Below are 12,609 nucleotides of genomic sequence, written 5' to 3'. Positions count from 1 at the left end.
TTCGGGGGGCAGTTAACGGCCTTGAGGTTAAACGGTGGTTAACGCGCGTCAGACCTTGGCCAGCTTCGCCTGTGCCATCGAGTCGGCGAACCGTTCGAAAAGGTAAAAGCTGTCCTGCGGGCCGGGGCTGGCCTCCGGGTGCTGCTGGACCGAGAACACCGGGCGGTCGGCCATGCGAATTCCGCAATTCGATCCGTCAAAGAGCGACAGATGCGTTTCCAGAACGCCCGTGGGCAGGCTCTGGCTGTCCACGGCAAACCCGTGGTTCATCGAGGTGATCTCGACCTTGCCGGTCTCGGTGTCCTTTACGGGATGGTTGGCGCCGTGGTGGCCGTGGTTCATCTTGACCGTTTTTGCCCCCAGCGCGAGCGCCAGTACCTGGTGGCCCAGGCAGATCCCGAATATCGGCAGGTCAGTGTTGTTCAGCAGGGACTGGATCATCGGCACGGCGTATGTGCCTGTTGCCGCCGGATCGCCGGGCCCGTTGGACAGAAAAACGCCGTCGGGATCATGGGCCAGCACCTCTTCCGCCGAGGCGGTCGCCGGCAGCACCGTGACATCACAACCGGCACTGGCAAGGCAGCGAAGGATGTTGCGTTTGGCGCCGTAATCGATGGCAACGACCTTGTGCTTCGGGTCGTTCTGGCGGGTATAGCCCTCGGGCCAGGCCCACCGCATTTCATCCCAGCGATAGGATTGTGCGCAGGTCACGTCCTTGGCCAGATCGACCCCTTCAAGGCCATTGAACGCCCGTGCCTTTGCAACGAGCGCGGCAATATCGAAGATGCCGTCAGGATTGTGTTGCAGCGCCACATGCGGCGCGCCCTGTTGACGGATGGCGCGGGTCAGGCGGCGGGTGTCGACACTGCCGATGGCGATGCGGCCGCGCTGCCGCAGCCAGTCGCCCAGTTCCTGTGCCGCGCGCCAGTTCGAGCTTTGGGTCGGCATCCATTTCACGACCATGCCCGCGGCGACCGGATCGCTGGTTTCATCGTCGTCGGGATTGACCCCGACATTGCCGATATGCGGGAAGGTGAACGTCACGATCTGGCCGGCATAGGACGGATCGGTCATGATCTCCTGGTAGCCTGTCATCGCGGTGTTGAAGCACAGTTCGGCCACCGTCGTGCCGGTTGCGCCAAACCCCATGCCATAGAAAATCGTGCCGTCCGCCAGGGCAAGGCAGGCGGTTGGTGTGTCGGTTGAAAGGTCTGGCATGGCGCGACTCCGGTGCGGCTGGATCAATCGGAAACTACGGGGGTGGTGTCTTGCGGTCAAGCCATGCGCATATTTGTGATATTGTTTTATATCAAAGGGTTAATATGCTTCGTCCTGACTTGCCTCTGCCGCGAACCTCGCTTAATGTCCGCGCTCGGTCAAACACGGGATAGAACTCATGGACCTTCGCAATCGGATCAACACGTCCATCAAGCAGGCCATGCGCGAAAAAGACAGCGCACGGCTTTCGACACTGCGTCTTGTCAATGCGGCGATCAAGGATCGCGATATTGCCCTGCGCGGAGACGGGAATGAACAGGGCGTCGGGGATGACGAGGTGCTTGGCATCCTCGACAAGATGGTGAAGCAGCGCAAGGACACGGCCAAGACCTATGAAGAGGGCGGGCGGCTTGATCTTGCCGAGCGGGAACAGTCCGAGATCGAGGTGATCGAGGAATTCCTTCCACGCAAGCTGTCGAAAGACGAGGTGGCCAAGGCGGTTGACAAAGCACTGGTCGACACCGGCGCGTCCTCGATCCGCGATATGGGGCGGGTCATGGGCGCGTTGAAGGCCAAGTATTCCGGTCAGATGGATTTCGGTGCCGCAGGGCCGATGGTCAAGGACCGGCTTTCGAACCTCTAGGCGCGTTTCAGGTGATGGAAACGGAACGAGGCGATGTCGCCTCGTCGCCGGGTGTCAGATCGGGAACTCCTGGCGGATGGTTCTCAGCCTGTCGGGGTCGGTAATCCTGTAGCGCTGCACGAATCGCGTCTTGTAGCCGACGCGCCCGCGGCGTGCGCCGAAGTTTTCGCCGTGATTGAGCATATATAGCACGGACGGCCGATGCAGAGGGTCGAGCCTTTGTCCCGCCAATGTCGCAAGGTACGGAAACATGCGGTGTTCATGCTGGGTCATCTCGGCGATAAATCGGGTCGAGGCGGGGTTTGCCGGGTCGTGGTAGAGCGCAGCGCAACTGCCGCAGAGTTTCCAGAATGGTTTGCGGAGGGGCGTGGTCAAGCCAGGGCGATCTGCGCGCGCGATATCGCCGGTTGCGGCATCCATCACGAGCCCTGAACGCACGAGGTACCCCCCCGCCGCCTGTCGCGCCAGCATCTCTGTCACCGTGCCTTGCCCAAGCAGATCGTCCGCATCGAAGGACATGACATAGCCGGGCCGGTCGGCCAGGCGTGACAGTGCCTCGGCCAGCACGCGCAGCTTGCGCCATTTGTCATTGCCCGGAGCGGGGTCGTCAAAGGGCAGGTAGCTGATGCGTGGATCGTCTGGCAGATCCGGCTGGTTCTGACAGCAGACCACCGCCCGCCAATTGGGATTGTCTTGTGCCGTGAAGCTGTCCAGCGTGGTCCGGAGGCGTGCCGTGACGGACTGCCAGTCGCCAACGTGATGCGCGCTAACCAACGGGATGAGGAACATGACATGCTCTGCCGTCTTGCGCGGGGTGTCCGCGGTGCGCAATGACACAGCAGCGCGTTCGGATGCTGCCAGGCCTGTTGCCGGGGCGGTGTCACCCGCGAGACGGGTTCGCAGCAGATGCCAGGCGCGGGTGAGTTTGGGAACGGCGGGGACTTGTGCCATGACGCCTCGGCTCAGGGTTGGACAATACGGCGGAGCTTGTCACTCAGTTCCCCGTAGAGCGCTTTGCGTTCGTCTTCGCTCAGAAACGCGCCGATCTCAACCTCGCGCCCGGAACCGGACAACGTGACGTAATGCGGCACGGGGCCGCCCTTGTGGTGCATGTTCACCTTGGTCCAATAGGGGTTGCACTGCCACTCCAGCGGATCGCTGGTGCGTGTCTGTCGTGTCAGGTGCAGGGTGTCGGTGGTGAGCGTCAGCACTTCGAGGATTTGCAGGTCGCGCTCGTTGCGCCGCAGCGCGTACCACATCGCCCCGAGCGCCAGAAGCATGAACGGCAGAATCCCCCAAAGCGCAACCGTGCCAAGCAGCCCGTAGAGCGGGATCGTCGACAGGGTAAAGATGCCCAGAATCGTCGCCGCGAACCCATGCGCAGGCAGGGATTGGTGCGGCCAGAGGCGCAGTTCCTGATGGTCCTGCGAGGTGTCGGTCCATGTATACGGCATGGTTCGTTTAGTATCCTGTCAGCAGAAGATCCGTCGCACGGATGATGTCGTCGCGCTGATGAGACGCCGAGCCCAGTCGTGTCCCAAGTTCTTTCTTCGTCAGGGTTGCCAATTCGGTTGCTTGCAATCGCAAAGTCACATCGCCCAAGGTCAGCTTCGGACTCAGGTTGTTGAGCGGTGGCTCGGGCCAGTTTTCCGACACCAGTCTCGCAACGACGCGGGTGGCAAGGCTCTCGAAAGTGTCGCTTTGCAGGACAAGCACATAGGTGTCGTTGGACGTTCGATAGACATCATATTGCCGTGCCATGCCTACCACTTCCGATAGGCGTCGAGGGGCAAGCCTTCGTCTTCGACCCGGCGATTATAGGCCTGGATGGCGTCCTTGTTTTCCTCTTCCCAGCGGTTGGCTTCAGCCTGGCGAAGCTGTTCCTTGATCCCCGCTTCGGCGGCGCGGGACAGGTTCACCCCGGCGTTCTTGGCGCGGGCGATGAGGTCGGCATCAAGGCTGAGACTGGTGGATTTACGCGGCATCGGGGGTCTCCTTTGCCCGATTGAATACCGTATAACCTACCTGCCAACAACGGTAGGTTTTATAGCAAATGGCCCCGGCGTTTCCGCCGGGGCCATTCTTTTCGGATCACACAGCGCTTAATGCGCGTGGGCCTTTTCCCAGTCTTCCCGCTTCGGGAGCTGCTCGAACGTGTGCTCGGGCGGCGGCGAAGTAAGGGTCCATTCCAAGGTATCCGCGTATTCGTTCCAAGGGTTCTTCGCGGTCTCGGCACGGCCCTTGGCAAGGCTCCAGGCGATGACGCCGATGAAGAACAGGAACGACGCGAAGGACAGGAACGCACCCCAGCTCGACACGTAGTTCCAGAAGGCGAAGGCCTCGGGATAGTCGATATAGCGGCGTGGCATGCCCTGACGGCCCAGGAAGTGCTGCGGGAAGAACGTCAGGTTCGCACCGATGAAGAACGTCCAGAAGTGCAGCTTGCCGGCCCATTCGGGATACATCTTGCCGGTCATCTTGGGGAAGTAGAAGTAGATCCCCGCGAAGATGCCGAACACGGCCCCAAGGCTCATCACGTAGTGGAAGTGCGCCACGACATAGTAGGTATCATGGTAGGCGCGGTCCACGGCGGCCTGGCTCAGGACAATGCCCGTCACGCCACCGACGGTGAACAGGAACAGGAACCCGAAGGCCCAGAGCATCGGCGTCTTGAACTCGATCGAGCCGCCCCACATGGTGGCAATCCACGAAAAGATCTTGACCCCTGTCGGCACCGCGATGACCATCGTTGCCAGCATGAAATAGCTCTGCTGGGTCAGCGACATGCCGACGGTGTACATGTGGTGTGCCCACACGACGAAGCCCAGGGCGCCGATCGCGATGATCGCCCAGACCATCGGCAGGTAACCGAAGATCGGCTTGCGGCTGAACGTTGCGATGACATGGCTGATGATGCCGAACGCGGGCAGGATCACGATGTAGACCTCAGGGTGGCCAAAGAACCACAGGATGTGCTGGTAGAGAACCGGGTCACCACCGCCTGCGGGGTCGAAGAAGGTCGTGCCGAAGTTGCGGTCGGTGAGCAGCATGGTGATCGCACCCGCCAGAACCGGCAGCGCCAGAAGGATCAGCCAGGCTGTGACGAAGATCGACCATGCAAAGAGCGGCACCTTGAACAGGGTCATCCCCGGTGCGCGCATGTTCAGGAAGGTGGTGATCACGTTGATCGCCCCGAGGATCGAGGACGCACCCGACACGTGCACAGCAAAAATCGCGAGGTCCATCGACATCCCGCCTTCGTTGACCGAAAGCGGCGGGTACAGGACCCAGCCCACGCCGGAGCCGAGCTGCCCGTTGCCGCCCGGCGCAAAGACCGAGCAGATCGCCAGGGTGGTGCCGGCCACGAACAACCAGAACGACAGGTTGTTCAGACGCGGAAACGCCATGTCCGGCGCGCCGATCTGCAAGGGCATGAAGTAATTGCCAAACCCGCCGAACAGCGCCGGGATCACCACGAAAAACATCATCAGGATGCCGTGGGCCGTGATCAGCACGTTCCATAGATGCCCGTTGGGGGTACAATCGCCGACCGCCGCTGCGGTGAATCGGGCGCCCTCCATACACATGTATTGAACACCGGGGTTCATCAGCTCCATGCGCATGTAGACTGTGAATGCCACCGAGATGAAGCCCGCGAGACCGGCGACGATCAGGTACAGAATCCCGATGTCCTTGTGGTTCGTGGACATGAACCAACGCGTGAAAAACCCGCGCTCGTCCTCATGCTCGTGGCCGTGAATGGCGGCGTCTGCCATATCTGCCTCCTGCTGGTTCCCAATGAAATGGCACAAGGCCTCGCCAAGCGCATTTCTCTCACCGACGTTTTAGAATGTGTGACCGGTGGCGGCAACGGATGTATTTGACGCAGATCAAACTTTATTGTCGCAGTTTGTCCGGATGGACGCGCTTGTGACCCGGACGCGGGCCCGATGAATCGGCCCCCTCAGCACGGCGGGAGTCCCGTCCTGCAATGGCCGGGAGCGCAGGAACAGTCCTTCCGCGTTCAAGCCGCAGTCAAGACCACGCAGCGGGGACTGTGCGAAAACCGCCAAGCCCGCTTTGCCGGACGCGAAGTTTTTCGCGAATCGCATCTTCAACGCTGTTTCGAAGGAGTGATCGGTTCACATACTAGGCGCGGTCGGGCCCGAAAATCGTATCGAACGACCGGCGCAGGGCCACGTCGACGTCATCCATCGTGACGGGCATGCCCAGATCGACCAGAGAGGTCACCCCGTATTGCGTGATGCCGCAGGGCACGATGCCGTCGAAATGCTCCAACTCCGGTTCGACGTTGATCGATATCCCGTGGAAGCTGACCCATTTGCGCAGGCGGATGCCGATGGCGGCGATCTTGTCCTCGGCAGGTCTGCCATCCGGCAACCGCGGTTTGTCTGGCCGATCGATCCAGACACCCACGCGCCCGTCGCGGATATGTCCGGTCAGGCCAAACTCGCCCAACGTGGCGATCACCCAACGTTCGAGATCCTGCACGAAGCAGCGCACGTCTCGGCCGCGTTTGCCGACATCGAGCATCACATAGACCACCCGCTGGCCCGGCCCGTGATAGGTATACTGCCCGCCGCGTTTCGTCGCATAAACGGGAAAGCGGTCCGGGTCCCGGAGGTCGGCAACATCAGAACTGGTTCCGCCGGTATAGAGCGGGGGATGTTCGACCAGCCATACCAATTCCGGCGCGGTACCCGACGCGATCTCGGCCGCGCGGGCCTCCATCAGGGCCACGGCATGATCGTATTCCGTCAGACCGTCTTCGATGATCCATTCAACCATATGTGTTATCGCGGCAAGAGCCCCGCCCGTTTCAGTTTCGGAATATTGCTGCGGCTGACAGGAATGTCGGCCCCGTTTGTCATATGCAGACGCGCGCGGTCGCCATCGCGGGTCACGCCGGTGACCTGATCAAATGCCGCCCAATGCGAACGATGGACCCGGTCACCTTGCGTGTCGCCGACCTCGCGGATCGCATCGGCCAGGCGCATCAGGATCATGTCTTCGCCTTTCGTCGTGTGCACCCGGACGTAATGATCCTCGACCGAGAGCGCGATCAACGCACCGCGCTTGTCCAGCGGCAGGCGGTCAAGGATCGCCGGAGGTGTGACATCGCCTTGCGCGCGGGCCTCCTGTCGCGGAGCGAGGTGACGGCTGAACGTGTCGATCACCGCCATGATCACCACGGATATCGCGATGATCGTGGCAACGAAAGTGGGGAACGCCGTCTTGCCGGGCAAACGGCCGAAGACGACCAGGTTCAGAAGTGTCACCGCCACGGCCATGCAGAGCCCGGTCGACCCGCCGGCCAGTGCCACGCGCAGCCAATGCCGGCCGAGCCCGTCCGCACGGTGCAGGAAAACCAGGCTCAGACTGTAGCCGGTGGCATAGCCGCCCGCGACAAGCAGCAGCCAATAGGCCAGCCGCTCAAGGGTGTTGAGCGACGTGATGGTGCCGAACGGACCGACCAGCGCGAGGATCACCGTCACCCCTGCAATCGCCGTCAGCGTCAGCGGATGTGCCATGTGCAGGCGCCATTCGCGAAGCGCGGAATGCGATTCGGTGTCTGTCACGAAGCCCTCTCGTCGTTCGGCGCATCCGGTCTGGCGTGCAGCCGGTCCCTTGGCACAGGTGGTGCCGTATCCAAAACCAAACAGCAAGAGGCCAACATGACGCTCACCCCCTTGATGTCCGCCCCTGTCGTGATCCAGATCCATGTGATCGCCGCGCTTTTATCCATCGTCCTTGGCCCGGTGGTGCTCTACCGCCCGCGCCGGGACCGCATGCACAGGCGCCTCGGCCATGTCTGGGTGACAGCGATGGCGACGGTGGCCCTGTCCGCCATGCTGATCCCGAGCTTTGCCAGCCCATTCCATTTCGGCATCCTGCATGGCTTCGCGGTGTTGACCTGCGTCACGCTGGTGATCGGTGTCCGGTCCGCGATCCGACGCGACATCGCTGGCCATGAAGCCGCATTTCGCAGCTTGTACTGGAACGGTCTGCTGATCGCGGGATTATTCACTTTGCTGCCCGGCAGGCGCATCAACGAGATGCTGTTCGGGGAGCGTGCGCAGCTCGGCTACCTGGTGATCGCGCTGGGTGCCGCGCTCTTGATCCGGCGCGTGGCGCGGGGTCTGCGCTCTGGTCCGATGCAGGCCTGAGATCGGCGAAATTTGTCCTTGCCCCCCCTGCGGCAGATCGCTAAAGAGCGCATCACCAAGTCGGGACAGTGCGGTCGTGGCGGAATTGGTAGACGCGCAGCGTTGAGGTCGCTGTGGGGTAACACCCGTGGAAGTTCGAGTCTTCTCGACCGCACCATACTCTCTGGAAGAGACCGACGGACCCCATGAATTGCGGACCCTAGTCGAAGCGTTGGCTGAAGAGCCGTGCGGCTATGGGGGCACCGAGTATCACGACGACGATGCGCAGCACGTGGTGTGCCACGACAAAGGCCACGTCTGCTCCGACAATCAATGCCAGGACTGTCAATTCGGCCTGGCCGCCCGGGGCAAAGGCCAGAAGCGTCTCCATGCCCGGGGCCAACCCCATGCCATAGATCACTTCGACGAAGATGAGGGTCAGGATGATCAGGATCAGGCAAAAGCCCAGCCCGGCCACCAGGTCTCTGCGGACTTCGGCGAAGGTGATTCCGGCGTATTTCGTGCCGATTGCCATGCCGATGAAAAACTGCGCCGCCCAGATCGCCTCGGTTGGGGGGCGGTTTTGCAGGCCGCCGGCAAGGGTTACCGCCGCAGTGGCGATCATGGGGCCAAGGATCGACGCGCCGAACAATCCGACACGATCGGCCACGCGCCAGCCGACGAAGGCGCATACGACCATCAGGGCCATTTCATCCAGCGGCACGCCCGAGGCTGGCGTGCCGGGCGGGTTCGACAGGTCGGCGTCCCATATGCCGATCAGCAGAAACGGCAGGGCAAAGACAATCACCATGACCCGTGTCGCGTGGATCAGGCTGACGGATTTGACATTCGCGCCGGCCTCTTCGCCGAAAATGATCATGTCCTGGAGCCCGCCGGGCATGGTCGCGTAATAGGCGGTCGGGAAGTCATACCCGCAATAGCGTTGGAAATACGGTATGCCGATCAGCCCGATACAGGCCACCATGATCGGCATCAGCAACAGCGTGGGCCACATCGCCGGAAAGGTTGCCAGAACCGCGGGAGTCAGTGTGGCGCCCACCGCGACGCCAAGTATCGTGCGCATGGAGTCGTTCAGCGTTTTCAGGCCGCGCATTGGCACCCCGGCAAGGGCGGCCACAAGACAGGCCGACATCGGTCCCAGCAACCATGGAAGTGGCAGGTGGAGTATCTTGAACACAACCACACCGCACCCGGCGACCGCGAAAGCAAGCAGAACCTCCCTCACGAGGACAGCCCCTTGAGCCGGTAGCGCAGCGACGTTTGCAGATGCGCCTCTGCGGCGCTTGCGGCCATATCGCCGTCGCGCTGGCGCAGGGCGGTGATCACATCGGCATGTTGCATCACCACGATCCGCACGCGCTCCGGGTCGTGATAGGTGGTGGGACCCAAGAGGATCAGGGCAGTGTTGATCGCGTCGGCGGAGGACAACAGAAACCTGTTGCGGGCCGCACGGTAGAGCGCCGCGTGAAAGTCCTGATTGATCGCGGCGCCAAGGGTCGGAGTCTGCCTGGCCGCCTCCAGCCGGGCATTCATTTCCTCCAGCGCGTCGAATTCGGCCTCGGATCCGTGCTGCGCGGCCATCCGCGCCGCCGTGCGTTCGAGCACGATCCGCATCTCGTAAAGTTCCACGATTTCGGTTTGTGACAGTTTGCGGATCACCGCGCCGATACGCGGGCGGTGTTCGATGACACCTGCGGTTTCGAGCCGCCTGAGTGCTTCGCGCACCGGGGTTCGGGACAGGTCGAGCCGTTTGGCAACGTCCTCTTCGCGCAAACGGTCACCGGGTGCGAAATCTCCGTTGCGCAGCGCGGCGATCAGGCTGGCATAGGCGGTTTCGCCGCTGGAAAGGGAGGTGTCGGGGGCCATCCCGTGCTCGTATCCGGTCGGATACAATAGGTCCAGTCCTCGTCACGGATCCGATTGGCCGGCGGGAGGGATGATCAGGGCAGAGTGCCCAGCCAGAGCCACGCCGTGACAATCGACAGGCCGCTGGCCATCAGCACCGAAGACGCGGCGACCCGGCGGGCGCGGCCATAGATATTGGCAAAGACATAGCAATTCACACCGGGCGCCATTGCTGCGGTGATCACGGCGCTGCGCATGGCGTCGTCCGGCAGGGCAAAGCTGGTGCCAAGGGTCCATGTGATTGCGGGATGCAACAGCAGGGTGATCGCACAGACAAAAAGGATGATCCGCATGTCCCCGTCAGGCCGGTAGCGATAAAGAACGCCGCCCATCGCGAAGAGCGCGGCGGGAAGGGCGGTGCGCACGATCATGTCCAGCGCCTCGGTAAAGGGGGCAGGCAACGAGATGCCCAACAGGTTGAACATCGTGCCGAAAGCGATTCCGATCACCAGTGCGTTGCGAAACATCGCCCTGACCACGATCATCGGCACGTCCCTGTTGGGCTGACGCGCGGCGCGTGCGCGAACGAACTCCATCACGGTGATGCCCACGCCATAGCAGAACGGCGAGTGCAGCGCGATGATGGCATAGTTCGCCGCCAGCGCATCCGGCCCGAAGGCGCGTTCCGTGATGGCGAGCCCCAGAAGCACCGAATTGGCGAACAAGCAGCAAAAACCGATGGCGACCGAATCCTGCCAATCGCGTTTGAACAGGTGGCGCGCGCCCAGCAGACCAATCGTGAAACATGTCAGCGACCCGGTATAGAAGCTGACGAGCAGGGGCACGGAAAAGCTGTCCGCCAGATCGAGCGTCCAGATCGCGCGAAACAGCAGGCACGGGATCGCCACGTTCTGGGTAAAGATCATCAGCCCGTCGACCGTGGTTTCGGACAAAAGCCCGCGCCAGGCCGCGGCATAGCCGAAACCGATCACGATAAAGACGGGAAAGATAACGTCGATCAGCGCCTGCATGTCAGGCCGGACCCTTTAACCTGGACCCGCCATATCGCCTGCAGCCTGTCACACCAGGGATTGCGTGATGACCATGCCGTCATACGCGGGTGTGATGTGATCGGGTGTTTCAGCCTCGACCGTGGCGTAATCCAGATCGACATGCATGTTGGTCAGCACGCCGCGCCTGGGCTGGGCGCGCTCGATCCAGGCCAGGGATTTTTCCAGATGGGCATGTGTCGGGTGCGGATCGCGGCGCAGCGCATCCAGAACCCAGACATCAAGGTCTTGCAGATGGGTGTCCCAGACCGGGTCCGGAATCTCGGCCACGTCTGGCAAGTAGACCAGGTCGCCGATCCGAAAGCCCAGCGCGTCTATGCTGCCGTGGTTGACCTCGAACGGGTCGAAAGTGAGCGGCCCGCCAGCGCCATCGATCCGCACCGGTCCGTTGATCGTGTTCATCTCGAGGATCGGCGGATAGGGGCTGTCCGACGGTTGCACGAAGGCATAGCCGAAGCGCGAATAGAGATCGTTCTGCGTGTCGCCATCTGCCCAGACCTGAAGCCGTCTTTTCATGTTGAAGACGATCATCCGCAGATCGTCGAGCCCGTGCACGTGATCGGCGTGGCTGTGGGTGTAGATCACCGCATCCAGCTCTCCGATGCCGCTATCCAGCAATTGCGCGCGCATGTCGGGGCTGGTGTCGATCAGCACGCGCGTCGTGCCCGCATCCGTGACCCGCTCGACAAGCATGGAGCAGCGCCGGCGTGTATTGCGCGGATTATTCGGGTCACACGCGCCCCAAAGGCCCCCAAGGCGCGGCACGCCGCCGGACGATCCGCAGCCCAGAATTGTAAAGCGCATATCGCCCCTCACGTGGTCGCCTCGTACTCTGCGGCTTTCCAGAACAGGTGGTTGAAATTTTCCTCTGTCTGTGCGGCGAAGCGGGCATAGTCCAGTCCAAAGACCTCCGCACCGACCTGTGCGGTATGCGCGGTATAAGCGGGTTCATTGCGCTTGCCGCGATAGGGCGGTGGCGCGAGATAGGGGCTGTCGGTTTCCACCAGCACCCGGTCGACGGGCGCGGCCGCGAAAATGTCGCGCAGGTCCTGGCTTTTGGGGAACGTGGCGATCCCTGACATCGACAGGTAAAATCCCAGATCCAATGCCGTGCGCGCTAATTCGGCTGAGGAGGAAAAACAATGCATGACACAGGTATATGGCTTGACCTTGACGCCTTCGGTCAAGATGCGCGCCATGTCGTCATCCGCCGCGCGGGCATGGATGATAAGCGGCAGGCCGGTTTCCTGCGCTGCCTCGATATGCACGCGCAAGGAGCGTTTCTGAATCTCTGCGCTCTCTGACGTGTAGTGGTAGTCCAGCCCCGTTTCCCCGATCCCGACGAATTTCGGATGCTGCGCCATCGACACCAGGTCATCGACGGTCGCCAGGGGTTCGTCGGCGGCGCTCATCGGATGTGTGCCGGCGGCATAGAACACCGGCGCATGCGCCTCGGCAATGGCGCGCACCGTCGGCTCCAGCCGCAGTTTGGTGCAAATCGTGACCATGCGGCGCACGCCCGCCGCCAGGGCGCGGTCGATGATCTCGGGGCGTTCGCCGTCGAAATCGGGAAAATCCAGATGGCAGTGGCTGTCGGTGATCTGAGGTATGGACATGCCCGTGGTATCGGGGATGCGGCGCGGGG

At 62.1% G+C, this 12,609-nt stretch carries 15 protein-coding genes and 1 tRNA gene; 3 read left to right on the top strand and 13 right to left on the bottom strand.

The genetic code is table 11. The features are described 5' to 3' along the window. Positions 1-48 precede the first annotated feature (48 nt). Positions 49-1,218: a glutamine-hydrolyzing carbamoyl-phosphate synthase small subunit gene (gene carA, locus LCF59_RS07965; RefSeq protein WP_292286919.1), complete on the bottom strand. Its 1,170-nt coding sequence runs from the start codon at positions 1,216-1,218 to the stop codon at positions 49-51. 178 nt (positions 1,219-1,396) lie between these two features. Between carA and LCF59_RS07960 the strand changes: the two genes are divergently transcribed. Beyond that, positions 1,397-1,861, top strand: a complete 465-nt coding sequence (locus tag LCF59_RS07960) for a GatB/YqeY domain-containing protein (protein ID WP_292286918.1) — start codon at positions 1,397-1,399, stop codon at positions 1,859-1,861. Between the two features lie 54 nt (positions 1,862-1,915). On the opposite strand, the gene LCF59_RS07955 is transcribed toward LCF59_RS07960, so the two are convergent. The 7 genes from LCF59_RS07955 to LCF59_RS07925 form a co-directional block, all read right to left on the bottom strand. After that, positions 1,916-2,812 carry a hypothetical protein gene (locus tag LCF59_RS07955; RefSeq protein WP_292286917.1) on the bottom strand — a complete coding sequence of 299 codons (897 nt, stop codon included), beginning with the start codon at positions 2,810-2,812 and terminating at the stop codon, positions 1,916-1,918. An 11-nt stretch (positions 2,813-2,823) separates the two neighbouring features. Beyond that, entirely contained in the window at positions 2,824-3,315 is a 492-nt protein-coding gene (locus LCF59_RS07950) for a DUF2244 domain-containing protein (RefSeq protein ID WP_292286916.1), read from the bottom strand. Between the two features lie 7 nt (positions 3,316-3,322). Next, positions 3,323-3,622, bottom strand: coding sequence for a CcdB family protein (locus tag LCF59_RS07945; protein ID WP_292286915.1), 300 nt, complete (start codon positions 3,620-3,622; stop codon positions 3,323-3,325). Positions 3,623-3,624: 2 nt separating this feature from the next. Next, positions 3,625-3,846, bottom strand: coding sequence for a type II toxin-antitoxin system CcdA family antitoxin (locus tag LCF59_RS07940; protein ID WP_292286914.1), 222 nt, complete (start codon positions 3,844-3,846; stop codon positions 3,625-3,627). Positions 3,847-3,963: 117 nt separating this feature from the next. Then, positions 3,964-5,637 (bottom strand): cytochrome c oxidase subunit I, encoded by a 1,674-nt coding sequence (ctaD, locus tag LCF59_RS07935; RefSeq protein WP_292286913.1) that lies wholly within the window; start codon positions 5,635-5,637, stop codon positions 3,964-3,966. A gap of 373 nt (positions 5,638-6,010) precedes the next feature. Further along, on the bottom strand, positions 6,011-6,670 hold the full coding sequence (gene lipB, locus LCF59_RS07930) for a lipoyl(octanoyl) transferase LipB (protein WP_292286912.1): 660 nt from the start codon (positions 6,668-6,670) through the stop codon (positions 6,011-6,013). Between the two features lie 5 nt (positions 6,671-6,675). After that, a complete protein-coding gene (locus LCF59_RS07925; RefSeq protein ID WP_292286911.1) occupies positions 6,676-7,461 on the bottom strand; it encodes a LytTR family DNA-binding domain-containing protein in 786 nt (261 codons plus the stop codon). A gap of 96 nt (positions 7,462-7,557) precedes the next feature. On the opposite strand from LCF59_RS07925, the gene LCF59_RS07920 reads away from it, so the two are divergent. Together LCF59_RS07920 and LCF59_RS07915 are read left to right on the top strand one after the other, a co-directional pair. Next, the gene (locus tag LCF59_RS07920; RefSeq protein ID WP_292286910.1) at positions 7,558-8,049 is read left to right on the top strand and encodes a DUF2306 domain-containing protein; all 492 of its coding nucleotides are present in this window, start codon (positions 7,558-7,560) and stop codon (positions 8,047-8,049) included. A 70-nt stretch (positions 8,050-8,119) separates the two neighbouring features. Then, a tRNA-Leu gene (locus LCF59_RS07915) sits at positions 8,120-8,206 on the top strand. Between the two features lie 42 nt (positions 8,207-8,248). Here the strand turns inward: LCF59_RS07915 and LCF59_RS07910 are convergent. The 5 genes from LCF59_RS07910 to LCF59_RS07890 all read right to left on the bottom strand — a co-directional run bounded on the left by LCF59_RS07910 (position 8,249) and on the right by LCF59_RS07890 (position 12,580). After that, positions 8,249-9,274: an AbrB family transcriptional regulator gene (locus tag LCF59_RS07910; protein ID WP_292286909.1), complete on the bottom strand. Its 1,026-nt coding sequence runs from the start codon at positions 9,272-9,274 to the stop codon at positions 8,249-8,251. Next, positions 9,271-9,915, bottom strand: coding sequence for a GntR family transcriptional regulator (locus tag LCF59_RS07905; RefSeq protein WP_292286908.1), 645 nt, complete (start codon positions 9,913-9,915; stop codon positions 9,271-9,273). Before LCF59_RS07905 ends, LCF59_RS07910 begins: the two co-directional genes overlap by 4 nt. Before the next feature lie 74 nt (positions 9,916-9,989). Then, positions 9,990-10,925 carry an AEC family transporter gene (locus LCF59_RS07900; RefSeq protein ID WP_292286907.1) on the bottom strand — a complete coding sequence of 312 codons (936 nt, stop codon included), beginning with the start codon at positions 10,923-10,925 and terminating at the stop codon, positions 9,990-9,992. 48 nt (positions 10,926-10,973) lie between these two features. After that, positions 10,974-11,768, bottom strand: a complete 795-nt coding sequence (locus tag LCF59_RS07895; protein ID WP_292286906.1) for an MBL fold metallo-hydrolase — start codon at positions 11,766-11,768, stop codon at positions 10,974-10,976. 8 nt (positions 11,769-11,776) lie between these two features. Further along, entirely contained in the window at positions 11,777-12,580 is an 804-nt protein-coding gene (locus tag LCF59_RS07890) for a TatD family hydrolase (protein WP_292286944.1), read from the bottom strand. Between the last annotated feature and the right edge of the window lie 29 nt (positions 12,581-12,609).

This window comes from Marivita sp. (genome assembly GCF_020055675.1).
GTDB lineage: Bacteria > Pseudomonadota > Alphaproteobacteria > Rhodobacterales > Rhodobacteraceae > Marivita.
The sequence above is the reverse complement of the archived record's forward strand: the minus strand, read 5'-3'. Positions and strand labels throughout refer to the sequence as shown.